This is a genomic window from Allobosea sp. P4_E12, assembly GCF_056401655.1.
This window is the reverse complement of record NZ_JBFUIY010000006.1, coordinates 24221-43271: the sequence shown is the minus strand read 5'-3', so window position 1 is coordinate 43271 and position 19051 is coordinate 24221. Positions and strand designations below refer to the sequence as shown.

Sequence of the window (19051 nt, the reverse complement as noted above, 5' to 3'; positions counted from 1 at the left end):
TCTCCGGTTTATCGCTCGGGCGCGGTTCTCCGCGCCCGCCTTCGGGATGGCGGCGGCTATAGGGTCGAGCGCGGATCAAGGGCGTCGCGCAGGCCGTCGCCGAGCAGGTTGAGGCCGAGCACGGACAGGACGATCGCCAGCCCCGGAAAGATCGTGATCCACGGCGCCTCGCGCATGAAATCGCGGCCCTGGGCGATGATCGCACCGAAGGAGGGCGCGGGCGGCGGCGGCCCGGCGCCGACAAAGGAGAGCGCCGCCTCGGCGAGGATGGCGACGGCAAAGACATAGGTCAGCCGGACGATCAGCGGCCCCATGGCATTGACCAGCACATGCCGGAACAGGATCGACAATTCGCCCGCGCCGAGCGAGCGGGCGGCCTCGACATACTCAAGCTCGCGCGCGACCAGCACCGAAGCACGGACGATGCGGGCGGTGTGAGGCATGGTGGCGATCGACAGGGCGATCACGACATTGGTCAGCGAGGCGCCGAGCACGGCGCTGACCACCATGGCGAGCACGATGGAGGGGAACGCCATCAGCGCATCCATCAGCCGCATGATCGGGTTGTCGAAGCGCGGGAAGAACCCTGCGACCGCGCCGATGACGGTGCCGAAGAGGCCGGTGAGAAGGACGGTCGCCGCGCCGATGCTGAGCGAGATCCGGGCCCCGACCATGACGCGGGAGAGAATGTCGCGGCCGAAATGGTCGGTGCCGAACCAGTGGGTGGCGTTCGGCGGCGTCAGGCGCATGCGGGCATTGCTGCGCAGCGGATCGAAGGGCGCGAGCAGATCGGCCAGCAGTGCGACCAGGACAATGGCGAGCACGATCGCGGCCCCGATCTGGAAGGAACGGCTGCGGGCGAGCCGTCGCAGGCTCGCCTGTCGCGGGCTCAGGGCGGGCTTGTGAAAAGCGATCGTCAAGACAGCCTCACCCGCGGGTCGACGACTGCGTAGAGAAGATCGACGATCAGATTGATCAGGAGATAGACCACCGCCAGGAAGAGCAGGCCGCCCTGGAGCACGGGAAAGTCGCGGGAGGCGATGGCGCCGACGATGAGCCGGCCGATGCCGGGTATCGAGAAGACCTGCTCGATGATGACGGCGCCGCCAAGCAGCGCACCGGCGACGATGCCGATCACGGTCAGGATCGGGATCATGGCGTTGGGCAGGCCGTGGCGCAGCACGATATAGACGCGCGACAGGCCCTTGGCATTGGCCGTGCGGACGAAATCCTGGTTCAGCGTTTCCAGCATCGAGGCGCGCGCCATGCGGGCGATGAAACCGACCTGCACGAGCCCGAGGGTGAAGGCCGGAAGGATGACCGTCTTGAGCCAGCCGAGCGGGTCGGTGCCGAAGGCGGTGAAACCGCCGCTCGGCAGCCAGCCGAGAGAGACGGCGAAGACCAGCACCATCACCAGCCCGAGCCAGAAATCGGGGACGGAGAGGCCGAGCAGCGCCGTCGTCATGAAGAGCTGGTCCGGCCAGCGATTATGGAAGACGGCGGCGGCGACTCCGGCGGGCACGCCGAGCGCGATGGCGATGGCGAGCGCAAAACTGGCGAGCGAGAGCGTCACGGGCAGCCGCTCCAGCAATGCACCGGCGACGGAGCGGTTCAGCAGCACGGATTGCCCGAGATCGCCGCTGAGGACGCGCCCGTACCATTCCGCCATCTGCAGCGGCAGCGCCTTGTCCAGCCCAAGCGCCGTGCGCAGCGCCGCGACCTGCTCGGGCGTGGCCGAGGCGTCGAGGAAGGCCGCCGCCGTATCGCCGGGAACCAGCCAGATCAGGGCGAAGGACATCAGCGAGACCAGCGCGAGCACCAGGATCGCGCTGGCGATCCGCCGGATCATAAAGCTTGCCATCAGATCTTCCGCTTGGAGAAAGCGTCGTCACGCGGCCCGCCAGCCCGCCAACGGCGGGCCTGCGTACGGCGGGCCGGTCGGCGGGCGCACGGATCTGTGCGCCCACAGGCTGGCGTCAGCGCTCGAGCCAGACGCCCCACATGCGCGGGATGCGGTAGGGCTTGAAGTTCTTCAATTTGGCGGTGCTGATCTGGAAGACGCCGTAATTGCCGGCCTTCATGGCAACCGCGTTGTCATACATATGGGTCTGGAAGCGGTCGAACAGCGCCTTGCGCTTCGCCTCGTCCATCTCGCTGCCGAGCGACGCCGCCAACTCGTCGATGACGGGGTCCTTGGCCTGCTGCGACAGGCCGTTGACCCAGGGCGCCATGACGGAAGCCGGCCCCTCGAAGGGCTCGATGCCGAAGCCATGGGTCCAGAAGGTCCAGCCTTGCGGGGTGAAGCCGATCTTCGAGACCGTCGGCCAGTCGGCGATCGAGATATCGACAGTGATGCCGATCTCCTTCAGGCGCTCCTGCAGCACGGTCGCCGTGTCGACATTGGCCCGCAGGTTGTCGACGATGAAGGTGGTCTTGCCGCCCTTGTAGGAGGATTTTGCCAGGAGCGCCTTGGCCTCAGCCAGATCGGCCTTGTTGTATTTGGCGCTGCCGGCCGTGCTGTAGAACGGCGCACCGGGATAGAGCCAGCTCGGATCCATCTGGTTGATGTCGGAATAGGCGATGCTCATGATGTCGTCCATGTTCAACGCGGCCTGGACGGCGAGCCGGAAATTCTTGTCGTTGCCCGGCGCTTCGGCATGGTTGAACTTGATCACCTGCAGGCCGAAGGGCACCACCTTGTGGATCGAAAAGCGCGGATCGCTGCCGAGGCGCTTGGCGGTCGGCCCATCCGCCGTCTCGTTGAACTGGATCTGACCGGATTCGAGCGCTGCGGTGCGGGCGCCACCCTCCGGCATGAAGCGGAAGGTCACGGTGTCGAGGAAGGCTTCCTTCTTGCCCGCGAAACCGTCGCGCCCCGTGCCGTTGGGATTGGGCACATAGCCGTCGAAGCGGGCGAGCTTCACATGGCTGTCGGGCTTGTACTCGACGAATTTATAGGGGCCGGTGCCGATGATCTCGATCTTGCCGGCCTCTTTCGCCGCCTCGCTCGCCGGATAGATCGCCAGCGGCGCCCGCGGCGAGGAGAGGTTGTCGAGGAATGTCGCCTGAACCTGCTTCAGCGTGATGGTGACTTCATGCGGGCCGGTCGCCTTGATGCTGTCAATCGCGGAAACCAGCGCGAGCGAGGCGCCGATCTTGCGGTAGCGCTCGAGCGAGGCGACGACGTCATTGGCGTCGAGCTCCTTGCCGTTATGGAACTTCACGCCCTTGCGGATCGGGAAGACATAGGTCTTGCCATCGGGCGAGATGGTGACGCCCTCGGCCAGCTCCGGCACCGGCCTGGCATTCTCGTCGCGGGCATAGAGCGTCTCGAAAACATGCAGGGTGACGTTCCGAGACGCCTGCGCCGAGGTGATCTGCGCATCGAGCGAAGGCGGCGCCTGGCTGATGCCGATGACGACGTCCCCGCCCTTCTGCTGGGCGGAGGCTCCGGCCTGCATCGACAGGAGCATGGTTGCTGCAAGCGCGTGGCCGAGAATGCTGTGCTTTTTCATGCCTGATCTCCCCTTTTTGATTATTCAGGACGTCACTGGGCAGCGCGGGTCTCGTCGTAATCCTCCATCACCACGGCCACGGCGTCGCCGCGCTGGACGCGGCCCGGACCGGCCGACATCCACAGGACGCCGTCGAGCTGGTAGCGAAGCTCGATCGGTGGCCGGTCGACATCCTCGACGAAATGCAGCAGCCCGGCGAGTTCGCCGGCCCGGCAGATATCGCCGACGACATTCTTAGGCTCGAACAGGCCGCCGGATGGCGCAAAGCTGTATCCGGCGGCGTTGCGGACCATCATGTGGCGGGTGCCTTTCGCCCCATCGCGCTGGCGCGTATCGGGGCTGCCCTCCATCAGCTTGAAATGCTTGAGAATGTTGAGCAGCGCACGGTCGGCGATGCGCACGCCCTCGACATTGACGCGCCCCCAGCCGCCGAGCTCGGTGCCGAGCGAGAGAATGCCGCGGCGCTCGACCGAGGATGTCAGGGTCGCGCCCTCGTCGACGCCCCAGAACACGACATTATAGGGCGCGCCGAAGGCCGCGGCCGCCGCCATGGTGCGCTCCCGGAGCCCGACATCGGCGACGTAATGCATGTTGGTCGACAAGGCGGAGTCGCCGGAATGGCCCGCCGTGTGAAGGTCGACGGAGATATCGACATGCGGCAGCAGCACCGCATCGACGAAATGCGCCAGCATCTCCGAGAAGGTCCCGCGCGGATTGCCGGGGAAGCAGCGGTTCATGTCGCGGTTATCGACCGGCGACAGCCGCGTGTCGTTCATCACGGCCGGGATGTTCAGCGCCGGTATCATGATGACGCGCCCCTGGATCGCGCCAGCATCCAGGCTGCGCGCGAGCCGGGAGATGGCGATCGGACCTTCATACTCGTCGCCATGGACGCCGCCTGTAAACAGCACGGTCGGCCCCGTGCCGTTGCGCACGCTGATGATCGGAATCTCGACCGTGCCCCAGCCGGAGGTGTTTCGCGAGAGCGGCGCCTTCAGGTAGCCGGCCTGGCGCCCTGGCGCATCGAGATCGATTTCGCAGCGAATGCGGCTCTCGGCAACGGTCACCATTCCCACCCCCTCCTTGCTCTTACAATCGTATGATCGTATACGATTCTACGATTAGTCAAGTGAGGCCACCACTGAGCGGGCAGGATGCAGAAGGCGAGAATGCAGCAGGCGAAGACGAATCCGGGGACTGAAGCACCGAGGCCGGCATCCCGCGGCACCGGCTGGCTTCCGCTGCAGCCGCAAACCCTGGTCGACCAGGCGATCGAGGCCATCATCGCCGGCGCAGCCGCCGGCCTGATCCTGCCCGGGGACCGGGTCGTCGAGGCCGAGCTCGCTCGCAAACTCGGCGTCAGCCGCGTACCGGTGCGCGAGGCGCTGCGGCTGCTCGAGAGCCAGGGTGTCGTCGTCAACGAGCCCTACAAGGGCATCCGGCTGCGCCCGGTGACGAATGACCGGGTTGCCGACCTCATCGAAACCCGCATCGCGCTCGAAGCCAGCGCGATGGGGCGGGCGACCGCGGCCGGGCGCAATCGCGGCCACCATCTCGACCCCTTACGCAAGGCGGTTGCGGAAATGGAGCTGATGGCGGCCCGCCACGATGCCTATGGCGTCGCCGCGGCCGACACGCTGTTCCACCGCGCGCTCTGCGAACTCGGCGGCAACAGCGTGACGCTCGATCTCTGGGAGACGCTGTCGCGGCAATTCACCATCATTTTTGGCCTGGCGACCTTCGGCAAGCCGATGCTCGGCGTCGTCGAGGAGCACCAGGACCTGCTCGTGGTGTTCGAGGCCGGCGACATCGCGGCAATCCGCGCCGCGCTGGACGAGCACATCACCGTGATGAACCAGGCCATGGATTACGAAGCCATCATTGCCCGCCGCCGCGCAGAAAGGGACGAAGCGTGACTGTTTCCGAGATAAGCCCTGCCAGGACGACCCCGCGGCCCACCGCCCTCCCCCCCTTCAAGATCACACGGATCGAGGCCGCCCCGCTCTTCGGCGAGAGCCCCAAGGGCGGCTGGTCGGCGGAGATCCGGCCGGACGACTCGATCCATGCCCTGATCGCGGTCCATACCGACCAGGGGCTGATCGGCTATGGCAGCTCGTTCACGGATGGGCGGCTGGTGCAGGCCGGGCTCAAGGTGCTCGAGCCGCTGTACCTCGGCGAGGACGCGCTCTCCCCCGATCATCTCAGCGAACGGCTGCACCAGAACACGTTCTGGATGGGACGCGGCGGTACGCTCACCCATACGATCAGCGGCATCGACATCGCGCTCTGGGACATTCTCGGCCAGGCGACCGGGCTCAGCGTCGGGCGGCTGCTCGGCGGCAGCTATCGCCGCCGCGTGCAACCCTATTGCTCGCTGCTGATGGAAGAGCCGGCGGCGATGCGCGAGGTGATCGCGACCTATCGCGACAAGGGCTTCACCGCCTTCAAGATCGGCTGGGGGCCGTTCGGCCGGGCGCTGGACACCCGGCTCGACGAAGCGATCGTGCGGGCGGCGCGCGAGGCCGCCGGCGACAAGGCCAAGCTCTTCGTCGATGCCGGCGCAAGCGATGCGCTCTGGCCGCATGGCTTCAAATGGGCCAAGCGCACCGCGGAAATGCTGGCGGATTTCGATGTCGGCTGGTTCGAGGAGCCGGTGCGCCCCGACGCGATCGAGGAATATCGCGAGCTGCGGCTGTGTTCGCCGGTGCCGATCGCGGGCTGCGAGGTGCTGACGCGGCGCCAGGCCTTCCTGCCCTGGCTGGCGCGCGGCGCCGTCGACATCGTCCAGCCAGACGTCACCAAGGTCGGGGGCCTGTCGGAGCAGCGCCGCATCGCCTGGATGGCCGATGATTTCGGCGTGAAATATATCGGCCATGGCTGGAACACGGCGCTCGGCCTCGCGGCCGACCTGCAGATGGCCGCTGCGTTCCCGAGCGCGGATCTGGTCGAGTTCATCGGCGGTAGCCCCTATGTCGACGGCATCCTCGCCGAGCCCTTCGTTCTCGACGGCGAAGGCTGGCTGACGATCCCCGACCGGCCGGGCCTCGGCGTCAGCATCGACCAGGACAAGCTCGCCCGCTACACGCCGAACCCCGGGCTGCTCTTCGCCTGAGCCAGGCTAGAGGGCAGTGCGGCCAAGGCCCCGACATGCGAAGCCCCGCCGGATCATGTGAAACGGCGGGGCCGAGGCGGGCGCGACACAAGAGCTGGGGGGCTGAAGATGTGCCGCGCTCAGATCAGCTTACGCCGGGCAAGCTGACATTTAGCTGACAGCCCCCTGTCCTGTTCGCCCAGCTCCGGCTGTGCCAAAAGCGCGACCGTCCAGACCCGGCGTGCAATGCAAAGCCTCCGTACGACGCTTGATCCGGAGGGATCACGGAGCTAGATAACGCCCGTTATCAGTTCCCACAGGATGTCTGCAGCCATGGATTTCACCCCGACCGCAAAGCCAGTCCGCCTTGCCCCCGGGGAGATCCGTATTCATGCCTGCCTCCATCATCCTGTCCCATCTGACGCTGTCGGCACCTGACGGCCGCTCTCTCCTCTCTGACCTCGACCTGAGTTTCGGGCCGGAACGCGTCGGCCTCGTCGGCCGTAACGGCATCGGAAAGACCTCGCTTCTCCGGTTGATCTCTGGCGAACTCTCCCCCCAGTCGGGGCGCGTTTTTGTGAGCGGAACGCTTGGCGTCCTGCGCCAGGCCGTCCAGATCAATCCCGACGAAACGATCGCGGGGCTGTTTGGAGCGACTGAGGCGCTGGCGCTCCTGCACCGTGCCGCGGCCGGCGAAGCCACCATCGACGAACTCGGGAAAGCCGACTGGACGCTTGAGGCGCGCCTGTCGGCCGCCCTCGCCCAGGTTGGGCTTGAAGTGCAACCGCAGGCGCGACTGACTGCCCTCTCCGGCGGGCAGCGCACGCGGGCCAGCCTCGCTGCGCTTATCTTCGCGGAACCCGATTTCCTCCTGCTGGACGAACCCACGAACAATCTCGACCGGGAAGGCCGGAGCGCCGTGATCGATCTCCTCGCCAACTGGCGCTCTGGTGCCATCGTCGTGAGCCATGATCGCGAGCTGCTCGAGACCATGGATGCCATCGTCGAGCTGACCTCTCTCGGCGCGACGCGCTATGGCGGCAATTGGAGCGCCTATCGCGAGCGCAAGGCGCTCGAGCTCGCCGCCGCGCAGCACGATCTCGCGGACGCCGACAAACATCTCGCCGAATTGGCCCGCGAGGCCCAGGCGGCAACCGAACGCAAGGCCCGCAAGGACGGGGCCGGCCGCAGGACAGGTGCGAAGGGCGGCATGCCACGGATCGCCCTGGGCCTGCTGAAGGATCGCAGCGAAGACAGCGGAGGCGGCAATGCCCGCCTCACCGAGGACAGACGCTCGCAGGCCTTGGCGGCCGCGACTGCCGCACGCGAGCGCATCGAGATTCTGCAGCCGCTCTCTGTAACCCTGCCCTCGACAGGGCTGCCGGCGAACAGAACCGTGCTGACGATCGATCGCGTCAGCGCAGGCCATGAGCGGGAGCGGCCGATTCTCCGCGACCTCTCCCTGACGGTGACCGGCCCGGAGCGCCTGGCCGTCACCGGCCCCAATGGCTCGGGAAAGACGACCTTGCTTGCGTTGATCGCCGGACAGTTGCGGCCCTGGGCGGGGAGCGTCCGCGTCCTGACCGGTTTCGCCATGCTCGACCAGCGCGTCAGCCTGCTCGATCCAGCGCTCTCGATCAGGGACAATTTCCTTCGGATCAATCCGCAGGCCGACGAAAATGCCTGCCGGGCCGCGCTCGCCCGCTTCATGTTCAGGGCCGATGCCGCGCTTCAGCGTGTCTTGTCCCTCAGCGGTGGACAGATGCTGCGTGCCGGCCTCGCCTGCGTTCTCGGCGGAAAGACCCCTCCTCCGCTGCTCCTGCTCGACGAGCCGACGAACCATCTGGACATCGACTCGATCGAGGCTGTGGAGGCCGGGCTGCGCGCCTATGACGGCGCGCTCGTCGTCGTCAGCCACGACGAAGCACTCCTGGAGGCGTCGCAAATCTCCCGGCGGCTGGAACTGCCGTCGGGGAGAGCGACCACACTGTCTTAGCGAGCGGAAGCAAGGTGACCGGCGCCGCATCGGAGCATGTGCGAGGAGGAGATCGTCGCGGCGGGCGGCGAAGCCTGTCTCGCATGATGGCCGATGCAGCCGTCAGGCCGCCGCTGCTGGCGAGGGTCGGCGGGCAGCACTCGATCAGTCAGCTTGCCCCCCACTGTTGGAGCTCAGGCAACGGGCGCTAGATTGCCTTGGCGACCCAGACGATCAACTGCGCAGCAGGCACCAGAATGGCCTGAGCAGCGATGGTTCCCGCCAAACGCCCGGCAATCATCCAGACCACGACCTTTCGGAAGAAGCCGTCATCCGAGGTTCCGCTGACGGTGTCGTCCGTAAGGGCCGCAAGATAGGGATCGATCAGGATGAACATCATGATCGTCGCGACGCCGTTGATCACTGAGGACAGCGTGCTCGCAGTCACGCGCAAGTCCGGATCGATCGTTCCGGCATAGATCGCCGCCAGCACGCCAACGGTCCAAAGCGCACTGGCTACGAAATTCATCAGGATGACCGACACGGGAACATCTGTCGGGAGCTTGAGAAGATAGAGATTCTGGTAGCTCGGGATCTTGGCCGATGACCCGATGAGGGAAACGCCGCGCGGCGTCAGAGAGCGAGCCAACAGGCGCGGCATCGAACGATTTCGTTTGAAGCTCGACACCGCGATCGTCGAATAGCGTTGAAAGGTCGGGATCAGCAGGCCGCCGATCAAGGTGGCGGCCGAGGCACTGGCGATGATCAGCGCGAAATCGAAGTGAAGATCGTGGAGTACGGGACTCTTGATGGCGTTCTCGACACGTTTTGCCAGAAATGGCCCCTGAAATGAATTTGAAGTCCGCGAGATCAGGACGAGAACGTTGAAGAGGGAGAACGCGATGGCGATGTGGCCGGTGCGGATGCCCGCAATCCTGAAGGCATAGGCGAGGGTGCCGATCAGGTGGATCACGAAGGTCAACCCAATGATGAGCGCCAACTGAAAATCCATGGTTCCCTCCCCAGGCGGCCGTGATCCCTGTCCCGGGCTCAGCGCTATCATGCCGACCGAGCCTCAGCCATGATCCCGGCTTTGCCTCTCCTTTCAGAGGGCGACCGCCTCGAGGCGGCGTCACGGAGGCGATGTCGTTTCGTCGAAGCGGCTCCAGCCTGCCCGCTCATATTCGCCGCGGCGCACCTTCGCATCGATCGGACCGGCTCCATCCAGGATCTTCTCGATGACCGCGGCATGGGAATCGGAGGTGCGGACCGAGACCACCGTGCTGCCGCGCCGGATCGTTTCCGCGTAGAAATGGGCCTCGTCCTCGCTCAGTCCGGCGCCGGTCAGCGCCCCGATCAGGCTTCCGGCTGCGGCGCCGGCCGTGGTGCCGACGGCCAATGTGCCGAGCAGCCACCCGGCCGCCAGAACCGGCCCGATGCCAGGCAGGGGAAGTGCTGCCACCCCGGCCAGAAGGCCCGCGCCCGCGCCGACCGCGCCGCCGAGCTCGGCTCCCCGGGAGGCATCTTTGCTGATGGTCGCTGTGGGGGAGCGAATGATGCTGATGTCATCTGGCGGCAGGCCTGCTGCTTCCAGTCTCGTGATGGCAGTCTCGGCATCGGCAGGGTCGTCGAATGAGCGGATGATCGTGCGTGTCATCAGATCCGTCCTCGCTTGATGCGCCTTGGACTGAACCAAGATTGCGCCGGCTGGTTCCCGGCAGGCGCCTTGGCCCCGTTCAATCGGAACGCCGTCCTGAGCCGAAGGTTCGCGCGGAGGGCCCAGACATGTCTGGCGGCGTTCTTGCTGGGCATGTGGTGCGGGCGTGAGGTGTTCCGGAATGGAACAGCTCGGGGCCGTGAAGACAGCCCAATGGGCACCAGAAATGAGGATCACACCATGCCGGATATGCCTCGCCTGGTCGAAAACCCCTCCCTGTTTCAGCGGCTTGGCCTTGAGCCCGAGCCAGCCCGAGCCGGTGTCAATATGGCACAATTGCTGGCCATACTCGAAGACATGTGCCGCATTCAGAAACAGCACGGCATCCGGCTGATGCTTCTCGAGCGCCAGCTGCGCACGCTTCGCCAAAGGGCTTGACGCGGTTTCCCTGACTGCCGCCATCCGACCGATCATTCGCCATCAGGCCGCCGCCGTTAGCACGGCGGCGCGCCTTTGTGGCGGTCGCCCCTCCGCCGTGGCGCGGACCTGCCGACACGCCTTTCGGGCGGGCTTTCGGCGCGCGGCGCCCCATGGCCGAGCCGCGGGCCGGTGGATCGACGCGTCGCGCCCGCTCCCCGCCTTTCGGCGCGCCATTCCCCGCGTTTCGCACGGAGAACCGGCGTGTCATGACGCGAAGGTGATCGACCGCGCCGCAAGCGGCGGGCCCAGTCGGTGGACTTGGCGGGCGCAAAACCGATAGGTTGAAGCAGCAAGATCGGGCCTTTCAGGCCGCGCGATTGCCGCGTCGCAACACAGTTGAGGGCTACAGACGTCAAATCCATAGCGAAGGAAGAGACAATGACCCGCAAGATCATCGTTAGGGATCGCAGAGCCGTTCTCGCAGGTGCGGCAGCGGTCGGAGCCGCAGCCTTGCTGCCCCGCTCCTTCACCTCCGCCATCGCGCAGTCATCGGCAAGCAGCGCGTTCTCGCCCACCGAGACCATGCCCGGCGGCTCCAACAATTACGTCGCCAACGCGCCGGTGGTGCAGAATCTCGGCTCCGGCTTCGTCGCCTCGGGCGTTGTTCGCAGAGCAGGCGACGGTGCGCCGCTGTCCAATCTCCGCATCCAGATCTGGGCCGCCACGGAGCGCGGCGGGGAGCGGGTTCCAAGCAACCGCGGCAGCGTCATGACGGGGCCGGATGGCGCCTACCGGCTCGAGATCTCGCCGATCGTCCCGCAGTTCGGGCAACCCCACATTCACATTGCCTATGATGATCCCGGCTTCACGACGCTGTTCCTGCGACCCGTCCTGAACAGCCGGCATGATACGAGCATCACCGCCGACTTCGTCCTCGCGCCCGCCGCTTCGAATGAGCCGCGCCGGAGCTGACGGAGGCCGCCGCATCGCGGCATGGTTTCTTGTGGCAGCCATCGCCGCCGCGCCGGTCATTGCCGCCGGCTTAAGCCCATTGCTGGGCGGGCGGGAACTGCTCTGGCTCACCGGCGGCATGGCCGGCGTGGTGGCGCTCAGCCTGCTGTTTGTGCAGCCTCTCCTGATGGCGGCCGCCCCGCCGCTGCTTGCCGCCAGGGACGGCATACGCTGGCACCGCCTGTGCGGTATCGCGATTGTCGCCGCGGTCGTGCTGCATGTCGGCGCTCTCTACGCCTACAGCCCCGAAGATGTGACCGATACGCTGCTGCTGGTCGCGCCGACGCCGTTCTCGCTCTATGGGGTGATCAGCCTGTGGTGTCTGGTGCTGACGGCCGTGCTGGCGGCGACCCGGCGCGCGCTACGGCTCGACTATCGGCTCTGGCGCATCCTGCACAGCGTTCTGGCGGTCGCGATCGTCGGTGCCGGCGCGATCCACGCCATTCTGATCGAAGGCGCGATGGAGGAATACTCCAAGCTGGTGATCTGCATTGCCGCGATGGCCGCGACGACGGCCGGCGCGCTCGAAGTCAATGTTCTGGCGCCCTGGCGTCGGCGGCGGGCCGTGAGAGGCACATAAGCAGGCCCAGCCACACTTCACGCCCGCAGCCCGCGGCTGCAGCAGGATCGGTAGGCGCCTCAGACCGTGCGGGACCGGAACTGTTCCGCCATCCAGTCGATGACGACGCGCACGCGCGGCGATAGCTGGCGCGTATGCGAATAGAGGACATGGATGGGCAGCGGGGTCGGAGGATAGTCCGCCAGGATCTCGACGAGCGCGCCGCTGGCCAGTTCGGGCGCGACGCGGTAGCGCGGGACCTGAATGATCCCGAGGCCGAGGCAGGCGCAGGCGACATTCGTCTCGGGGCCGGTCACGGTCACCACGGAAGGCGGGGTGATCTGCCGTTCCCGGCTGCGCTCGGTGAAGACCAGCGGACTGACGCTCGCCGCATCGGGAGCGAACAGGCCGATGATGTGATGATGCTCCAGATCGTCCGGCGTCCGCGGCTCGCCGAAGCGTTCGAGATAGGAGGGGCTCGCGAAGGTGCCGCGGCCGAGCTCCGCGAGCTTGCGCCGGATCAGGGGGCTGTCGACGAGCGGCCCCGCCCGCAGGATGCAGTCGAACCCTTCCCGGACGAGATCGAGAGCCTGGTGCGCCTCGCCGATATGCAGGCGAATGCCGGGATAGGCCTCGAGGAAACGGCCGAGCCCCGGCAGCAGGAAATGCCGGGCCTGGGTGCCGTGGACATCGATCCGCACCAGGCCGCTCGGTTTTGCACCGGCAAAGGCACCCTCCGCATCTTCGAGATCGGCAATCAGCGCCAGGCAGCGCCGGTAATAGGCCTCGCCGTCGAGCGTCGGGCTGACCTGCCGGGTCGTCCGCTGCAGCAGCCGCACGCCCAGCCTCGCCTCCAGACCCTTGACCGCATCGGTCACCGATGAGCGCGGCAGGCCGAGATCCTCGGCGGCCTGCGTGAAGCTGCGGCGCTCCACGATCCGGGTGAAGACCCGCATGGCATCGAAGCGGTCCATTATTCGACTTCCCGAATAGTGATGCCGGATAATGGCTGATTATCCCGCGCAAGGGAACGTCCATTCTCCCCTCACAGCCGCCGGACACCGGCAGTGAGCCAAGGAGAAAGACCATGACGAACCCGAGCAGCAAGGTCGCGATCGTGACGGGCGCCTCAGGCGGCATCGGCGCTGCGGTTGCCGAGCGTCTCGCCAAGGACGGCTTCACCGTGGTGGTGAACTATGCCGGCAATGCCGCGTCGGCCGAGGCGCTCGTCGCCCGGATCGAGGCCGCGGGCGGTCGCGCCGTCGCCGCCCAGGCCGACATCACGAATGTCGAGGCGGTGCGTCGCATGTTCGACAGCGCGGAGGCCGCCTTCGGCGGCGTCGATGTGCTGATCAACAATGCCGGCATCATGACCCTGGCGAATATCGCCGACAGCGACGACGCCCTGTTCGAGCGCCAGATCGCGGTCAATCTGAGGGGCACCTTCAACACCCTGCGCGAAGCCGCCCGGAGACTGCGCGATGGCGGCCGGATCGTGAATTTCTCGTCCAGCGTCACCGGCCTGCTGCAACCGGGCTACGGCGTCTATGCCGCGACCAAGGCTGCGGTCGAGGCGATGACGAGCGTCCTCGCCAAGGAGTTGCGCGGGCGGAACATCACCGTCAACGCGATCGCGCCCGGCCCGACTGCGACCAAGCTCTTCCTCGACGGCAAACCGCAAGAGGTGATCGAGCGCCTCGCGAAGCTCGCCCCGCTCGAGCGCCTGGGCCAGCCCAAAGACATCGCGGATGCCGTCGCGTTCCTGGCAGGGCCGGACGGCGCCTGGATCAACGGCCAGACGCTGCGAGCCAATGGCGGGATCATCTGATCCGGCACGCCCGGGATTTCCCCGGGACCGCTCCACTTCATCTCACACTCAGCAAGGGACCAGCGTCATGCCCAGCCCGCCCAGCCAAGTCATCCTCGTCACCGGCGCCTCCTCGGGCTTCTGCCTGATGACCGCCAAGGCCCTCGCCCAGGCCGGCCACATCGTCTACGCCTCGATGCGCGAGACGAAAGGCCACAACGCACCGCAGGTCGCGGCTGCGGCGCAATGGGCGAGCGCGGAAGGCGTCGATCTGCGCACGGTCGAACTCGACGTCCAGTCGGACACATCTGCCGAGGCCGGTGTCGCCCGCATGATCAGCGAGGCCGGCCGGCTCGACGTCATCGTCCACAATGCCGGCCACATGGTCTTCGGGCCGGCGGAGGCTTTCACCTCCGACCAGTTCATCCAGCAATATGACGTGAACGTGCTCGGCGCGCAGCGCGTCAACCGCGCCGCCCTTCCCCGGCTGAGAGCCCAGGGCAAGGGCCTGCTGGTCTGGGTCGGCTCGAGCTCGACGCGTGGCGGCACGCCACCATTCCTCGCGCCCTATTTCGCCGCCAAGGCGGCGATGGATGCGCTGGCGGTCTCCTATTCCACCGAGCTCGCGCTCTGGGGCATCGAGACCACCATCATGGTGCCCGGCGCCTTCACCAAAGGCACCAACCACTTCGCCCATTCCGGCAAGCCTGCCGACGAGGCGCGCGCGGCGGAATATGCGTCCGGCCCCTATGCTGGCATCGCCGACAAGGCGCTCCAGGGCCTCGCCGGTCTGGAACCCGCCGATGCCGACCCGGACGAGGTCGCCCGCGCGATCGTCCGGGTCGTCGACGCGCCTTTCGGGAAACGCCCGTTCCGCGTCCATGTCGACCCGTCGCAGGACGGCGCGGAGATCGTCAACGGCGTCGCCGACCGCATGCGCCGCGAGATCTACCGCAATATCGGCCTGGAAAACCTGCTCCATCCCGCGATCAACGCCTGAACCGGTTCGGGTGTAGGCCGGGGCCCGCCGTTCAGCCGGGCCCCGGCTCGTGGTCTGCCCCGATCAGCCCATCACCGCCTTGGGTTCGAGATAGGCCTCGAGCCCGAACACGCCGTTCTCGCGCCCGATACCGGATTGCTTGAAGCCGCCGAACGGCGCCATCGGCTCCATGGGAGCGCCGTTGATGACGACGCGCCCGGCGACCAGCTGGTCCGCCACGGCCTGCGCGCGAGCGGGATCGGAACCGGCGACATAGGCGTGGAGGCCATAATCGGTGTCGTTTGCGATCGCGATCGCGTCAGCCTCGGTGCCATAGGGGATGATCGACAGGACCGGCCCAAAGATCTCGTCGCGCGCGATGGTCATGTCGTTGTGGACGTCGGTGAAGACGGTCGGCCGCACGAACCAGCCATCCTTCGTCCCTTCTGGCCGTCCTTCGCCTCCGATCAGGAGCGTCGCCCCTTCCTCGCTTCCCTTGCGAATATAGGACTGGACGCGGTCCCATTGCCGTTGGCTGACCATCGGGCCGATCGCCGTTTCCGGATCGCGCGGGGCGCCCGACCTGACCTCCGCCACGGCCGCCTTGATCGCCGCCTCGAACTCCGCGAGCCTCGCCCGCGGCACCAGGATACGGGTGCCGGCGATGCAGGCCTGGCCGCTGTTCATGAAGCCGGCCATCAATGCGAAGGGCACGGCTTCAGCGAAATCGGCATCGTCGAGAATGACCATCGGCGATTTTCCACCGAGTTCGAGCGTCACGCGCTTCATCGTTTCGGCCCCGGCACGCAGGATTGCGCGGCCGGTCGCGGTCGATCCCGTGAAGGAGACCTTGGCGATATCGCGATGCGCGCTGATCTCGGCCCCAACGACCTCGCCGCGACCGGTGACGATGTTGAACACACCGGCGGGAACACCGGCCTCGTGCAGGGCCTCGGTCACGATCTGGGTCTGGATCGCACTCATCTCGCTGGGCTTGATCACCGCGGTCGAGCCCGAGGCGATCACCATGGCGAGCTTGTTGCAGATGAAGCCGGCATTGGCGTTCCAGGGCGTGATCAGCCCGACGACGCCGAGCGGCTCCATCGTCACCTTCGCCGAGCCGATCCGGCGGGTGAACTCATAGGTCTGCAGCGTCTGCGCAGCGAGCCGGAAACCGCCGACCGCATAGTCCGACATCCACTCCGCCCGGGATATTGGCGCCCCGTATTCCTCGATCACGGCCTCGGTCAGCTCGGCACTGCGCGCCTGCACCGCGTCGGCCAACCGATTGAGCAAGGCGATGCGCTCCTGCCTCGAGCTGCGTGAAAACGCGGGAAAGGCGCGCTTGGCGGCTGCGATCGCGGTGCGGGTGTCGATCTCGTCGCCAAGCTGGACCTGGCCGATCACGCGGCCGGTCGCCGGGTTGTGGAGGTCGAAGAGTTCGGTCCCGTGCGGCGTGACGAACGCCCCGTCGATATAGATCGTGTCGATGGTCATCATGGCTGGCCTCCGGTGCCTCGGGTTTGATGAAGCCGAGATAGGGCGCTAGGATCGATTGGATAATCAGGATAAAGCGGCATGGAGTGATGCAGAATTCGGGACAATGAAGACAGGCCTCAGCGAATACGACGCGATCGCCGCCGTTGCGCGGCTCGGCAGCTTCCGCGCCGCTGCAACCGAACTCGGCATGTCCTCCTCGGCGCTGAGCCATGCTGTGGCTGCGCTGGAGGCGCGGCTGGGGGTGCGGCTGTTCAACCGAACGACGCGAAGCGTTGCGATGACCGATGCGGGCGAGCAATTCATCGCCCGGATCGCTCCGGCGCTCGCCGAGATCAGCGGCGCGATCGAGGGCATCAACAGCCATCGGCACACCCCGGCCGGCACGCTGAGGATCAACACATCAGCCGGCGCGGCCCGGATGATCCTGACGCCGGTGATCCTGGACTATCTCAGGCGCTACCCGGACATGAACGTGGTGCTCGTCACCGAGGGACGCCTGGTCGACATCGTCGGACAGGGGTTTGATGCCGGCATCCGGCTGGCGGAGACGGTCCCGCAGGACATGATCGCGGTTCCGATCGGCCCCGCCTTGCGACAGGTCGTAGTGGGATCGCCCGGCTATTTCCAGGGGCGCACCAGGCCTGTCGTGCCGGGCGACCTCCTCCAGCACCGCTGCATCCGCGCGCGGATGGCGAGCGGCGCGATCTATCACTGGGAGTTCGAGCAGCGCGGCGAGCAGGTCGAGATCGATGTGCCGGGATCACTCACCCTCGACGAAATGACCCTGATGCTGGAGGCGGCCCTGGCCGGGACCGGTCTTGCCTATCTCAGCGAATGGTCGGTCGCACCGCATATCGCCTCAGGGGCGTTGATCCCGGTGCTGGAGGACTGGAGCCCGCCCTTTCCTGGCCTCTGTCTCTACTATCCCGGCCGCCGGCACGTCCCGGCGGGCCTGCGCGCGCTGATCGCGCTGATCCGGGAGACGAATGAACGGAGCCGCAAATAGACGGCCTCAGGCAGCCACGGCGATCCGTTGCACCTTGATGTCGTCTTCATGGGCCCTGGCCTCGGCGAGATCATGCGCCGCCTGCATCCGCAGCATCGTATCGGCGCGGACGCCGAACGCCTTCTCGAAGCGGATCGCCATCTCGGCCGACAAGCCGGCCTTGCCGTTCAGAAGATTGCTCATGGCCTGACGGGTCACGCCCAACTTCTCGGCGGTGACGGTTACGCTCAGCCCATGCGGCAGGACGAACTCGGTCTTGAGCCACGCCCCAGGGTGGACGGCGAAGCTTGGATGAAGCTTGATGGCCATCAGTGACAATCCTCCAGATCGATGTCCTCGATCGCGCCCGCCTCGTTGATGTGAAAGGTCATTCGCCAGTTCTTCGTGACCGTGAGCGACCAAACGCCAGAGCGATCGCCAGTCAGAAGGTGAGCGCCGAAATTGGGCGGAATGTTCAGTTCTTCGACTGCCTCGATCACGGCCAGATAGGCCAGCATATTCCGAAGTCGTCCGACGAGATTGCCAGGCACCCCCTTGGCTCTCCCTGTCTCCGCGAACGTCCGGAGCGCCTTATGCCTGATGCTCTCGATGTCCACGCCGACGATGTAGGCCCGCAGCCGTCACGCGTCAAGTGTCGCTTTACACCCAGAAGGCAAGCCGCAGCTGGCTTGTAGACGTGCCATCCTGCCCCCGCGACATTGCCCCAGCTCCGGAAGCCCCGCCCGGCTGCGATTGACGTGGTGCCGATCTGGTCCAGCCGCATCCGTCCCGTTGGCCGCCGCGGGGCGGGAGTGCCTTCGGCGCGGGCTTCTCGCAATGCGTGTAGCGGCCCCGCGTTGCGCCCTCATGGATACAGCGCCGGGCCGTTCGCGGCCCCGTGTCATCGCCCCTTCGCGATAGCCGGCCGGGATGAGATTGCGACATCACGCAGCGATCACATGGTCGCGCGGTGAGCGCTATGCCCATGGAAGAATAGCGGTCTCGTCGCTAGCTTGTTCGGGGACACAGGAATCATCCCGGAGCGGGAGGCCAGCACCATGATGACGAGGCGACATATCCTGCTGAGAAGCGCAGGCCTTGCGGCGGCATCATCGCCCTTGCTGGCCCTCATCGCGCGTTCCGAGGTGACCCTCCCCGTCACCCATACCGACGCCGAATGGCGCCGCCTGCTCAAGCCCGAGCAATACGCCGTCCTGCGCCAGAGCGGCACGGAGCGCCCCTATACGAGCCCGCTGCTGAACGAGAAGCGCCGTGGCGACTTCGCCTGCGCCGGCTGCGACCAGCCGCTTTTCTCCTCGACCACGAAATATGACAGCGGCACCGGCTGGCCGAGCTTCTGGGCGCCCCTGGACAAGGCGGTCGGCACCGAGACCGACAACTCGCTCGGGATGCAGCGCACGAGCGTGCATTGCAGCCGCTGCGGCGGCCACCAGGGCCATGTCTTCAACGACGGTCCGAAGCCTACCGGCCTGCGCTACTGCATGAATGGCGTTTCCATGACCTTCAAGCCGATGGCGGCCTGAGAGCGGCA

The 19051-nt window shown here is 66.5% G+C and carries 20 protein-coding genes; 10 read left to right on the top strand and 10 right to left on the bottom strand.

Annotated elements, in window-relative coordinates; all coding sequences use genetic code 11:
• Positions 1 to 56: 56 nt before the first annotated feature.
• The 4 genes from AC1DW9_RS09135 to AC1DW9_RS09120 all read right to left on the bottom strand — a co-directional run bounded on the left by AC1DW9_RS09135 (position 57) and on the right by AC1DW9_RS09120 (position 4585).
• Complete coding sequence (locus tag AC1DW9_RS09135) at positions 57 to 920, bottom strand: ABC transporter permease (protein ID WP_476775764.1); 864 nt, start codon at positions 918 to 920, stop codon at positions 57 to 59.
• Complete coding sequence (locus tag AC1DW9_RS09130) at positions 917 to 1861, bottom strand: ABC transporter permease (protein ID WP_476775763.1); 945 nt, start codon at positions 1859 to 1861, stop codon at positions 917 to 919. The genes AC1DW9_RS09135 and AC1DW9_RS09130 overlap by 4 nt, the downstream gene beginning before the upstream one ends.
• Before the next feature lie 115 nt (positions 1862 to 1976).
• A complete protein-coding gene (locus AC1DW9_RS09125; protein ID WP_476775762.1) occupies positions 1977 to 3515 on the bottom strand; it encodes an ABC transporter substrate-binding protein in 1539 nt (512 codons plus the stop codon).
• 32 nt (positions 3516 to 3547) lie between these two features.
• Complete coding sequence (locus tag AC1DW9_RS09120; protein ID WP_476775761.1) at positions 3548 to 4585, bottom strand: succinylglutamate desuccinylase/aspartoacylase family protein; 1038 nt, start codon at positions 4583 to 4585, stop codon at positions 3548 to 3550.
• A 99-nt stretch (positions 4586 to 4684) separates the two neighbouring features.
• On the opposite strand from AC1DW9_RS09120, the gene AC1DW9_RS09115 reads away from it, so the two are divergent.
• The 3 genes from AC1DW9_RS09115 (at position 4685) to AC1DW9_RS09105 (ending at position 8602) form a co-directional block, all read left to right on the top strand.
• On the top strand, positions 4685 to 5431 hold the full coding sequence (locus tag AC1DW9_RS09115; protein WP_476775760.1) for a GntR family transcriptional regulator: 747 nt from the start codon (positions 4685 to 4687) through the stop codon (positions 5429 to 5431).
• Positions 5428 to 6627, top strand: a complete 1200-nt coding sequence (locus AC1DW9_RS09110; protein WP_476775759.1) for a mandelate racemase/muconate lactonizing enzyme family protein — start codon at positions 5428 to 5430, stop codon at positions 6625 to 6627. Before AC1DW9_RS09115 ends, AC1DW9_RS09110 begins: the two co-directional genes overlap by 4 nt.
• A gap of 370 nt (positions 6628 to 6997) precedes the next feature.
• Positions 6998 to 8602 carry an ABC-F family ATP-binding cassette domain-containing protein gene (locus AC1DW9_RS09105; protein WP_476775758.1) on the top strand — a complete coding sequence of 535 codons (1605 nt, stop codon included), beginning with the start codon at positions 6998 to 7000 and terminating at the stop codon, positions 8600 to 8602.
• 187 nt (positions 8603 to 8789) lie between these two features.
• Here the strand turns inward: AC1DW9_RS09105 and AC1DW9_RS09100 are convergent, their stop codons facing one another.
• Positions 8790 to 9593 carry a lipid II flippase Amj family protein gene (locus tag AC1DW9_RS09100; RefSeq protein WP_476775757.1) on the bottom strand — a complete coding sequence of 268 codons (804 nt, stop codon included), beginning with the start codon at positions 9591 to 9593 and terminating at the stop codon, positions 8790 to 8792.
• 120 nt (positions 9594 to 9713) lie between these two features.
• A complete protein-coding gene (locus tag AC1DW9_RS09095) occupies positions 9714 to 10238 on the bottom strand; it encodes a hypothetical protein (protein ID WP_476775756.1) in 525 nt (174 codons plus the stop codon).
• A 240-nt stretch (positions 10239 to 10478) separates the two neighbouring features.
• On the opposite strand from AC1DW9_RS09095, the gene AC1DW9_RS09090 reads away from it, so the two are divergent.
• The 3 genes from AC1DW9_RS09090 to AC1DW9_RS09080 all read left to right on the top strand — a co-directional run bounded on the left by AC1DW9_RS09090 (position 10479) and on the right by AC1DW9_RS09080 (position 12249).
• Entirely contained in the window at positions 10479 to 10676 is a 198-nt protein-coding gene (locus AC1DW9_RS09090; protein WP_476855074.1) for a hypothetical protein, read from the top strand.
• Positions 10677 to 11096: 420 nt separating this feature from the next.
• The gene (locus AC1DW9_RS09085) at positions 11097 to 11630 is read left to right on the top strand and encodes a peptidase associated/transthyretin-like domain-containing protein (RefSeq protein ID WP_476775754.1); all 534 of its coding nucleotides are present in this window, start codon (positions 11097 to 11099) and stop codon (positions 11628 to 11630) included.
• Positions 11611 to 12249: a ferric reductase-like transmembrane domain-containing protein gene (locus AC1DW9_RS09080; protein WP_476775753.1), complete on the top strand. Its 639-nt coding sequence runs from the start codon at positions 11611 to 11613 to the stop codon at positions 12247 to 12249. The genes AC1DW9_RS09085 and AC1DW9_RS09080 overlap by 20 nt, the downstream gene beginning before the upstream one ends.
• A 59-nt stretch (positions 12250 to 12308) precedes the next feature.
• Here the strand turns inward: AC1DW9_RS09080 and AC1DW9_RS09075 are convergent, their stop codons facing one another.
• Positions 12309 to 13202 (bottom strand): LysR family transcriptional regulator, encoded by an 894-nt coding sequence (locus tag AC1DW9_RS09075; RefSeq protein WP_476775752.1) that lies wholly within the window; start codon positions 13200 to 13202, stop codon positions 12309 to 12311.
• Positions 13203 to 13315: 113 nt separating this feature from the next.
• Between AC1DW9_RS09075 and AC1DW9_RS09070 the strand changes: the two genes are divergently transcribed.
• On the top strand, positions 13316 to 14056 hold the full coding sequence (locus AC1DW9_RS09070) for an SDR family oxidoreductase (RefSeq protein WP_476775751.1): 741 nt from the start codon (positions 13316 to 13318) through the stop codon (positions 14054 to 14056).
• A 67-nt stretch (positions 14057 to 14123) separates the two neighbouring features.
• Positions 14124 to 15035: an SDR family NAD(P)-dependent oxidoreductase gene (locus tag AC1DW9_RS09065; RefSeq protein ID WP_476775750.1), complete on the top strand. Its 912-nt coding sequence runs from the start codon at positions 14124 to 14126 to the stop codon at positions 15033 to 15035.
• Positions 15036 to 15098: 63 nt separating this feature from the next.
• Here the strand turns inward: AC1DW9_RS09065 and AC1DW9_RS09060 are convergent, their stop codons facing one another.
• Complete coding sequence (locus tag AC1DW9_RS09060; protein WP_476775749.1) at positions 15099 to 16514, bottom strand: aldehyde dehydrogenase family protein; 1416 nt, start codon at positions 16512 to 16514, stop codon at positions 15099 to 15101.
• Between the two features lie 103 nt (positions 16515 to 16617).
• Between AC1DW9_RS09060 and AC1DW9_RS09055 the strand changes: the two genes are divergently transcribed.
• Positions 16618 to 17520, top strand: coding sequence for a LysR family transcriptional regulator (locus tag AC1DW9_RS09055; protein WP_476775748.1), 903 nt, complete (start codon positions 16618 to 16620; stop codon positions 17518 to 17520).
• 6 nt (positions 17521 to 17526) lie between these two features.
• Here the strand turns inward: AC1DW9_RS09055 and AC1DW9_RS09050 are convergent, their stop codons facing one another.
• Entirely contained in the window at positions 17527 to 17829 is a 303-nt protein-coding gene (locus AC1DW9_RS09050; RefSeq protein ID WP_441488612.1) for a HigA family addiction module antitoxin, read from the bottom strand.
• Complete coding sequence (locus AC1DW9_RS09045) at positions 17829 to 18116, bottom strand: type II toxin-antitoxin system RelE/ParE family toxin (protein WP_441488613.1); 288 nt, start codon at positions 18114 to 18116, stop codon at positions 17829 to 17831. The genes AC1DW9_RS09050 and AC1DW9_RS09045 overlap by 1 nt, the downstream gene beginning before the upstream one ends.
• Before the next feature lie 444 nt (positions 18117 to 18560).
• On the opposite strand from AC1DW9_RS09045, the gene msrB reads away from it, so the two are divergent.
• Positions 18561 to 19043 (top strand): peptide-methionine (R)-S-oxide reductase MsrB, encoded by a 483-nt coding sequence (msrB, locus tag AC1DW9_RS09040; protein WP_476775863.1) that lies wholly within the window; start codon positions 18561 to 18563, stop codon positions 19041 to 19043.
• The last annotated feature ends 8 nt before the right edge of the window (positions 19044 to 19051 follow it).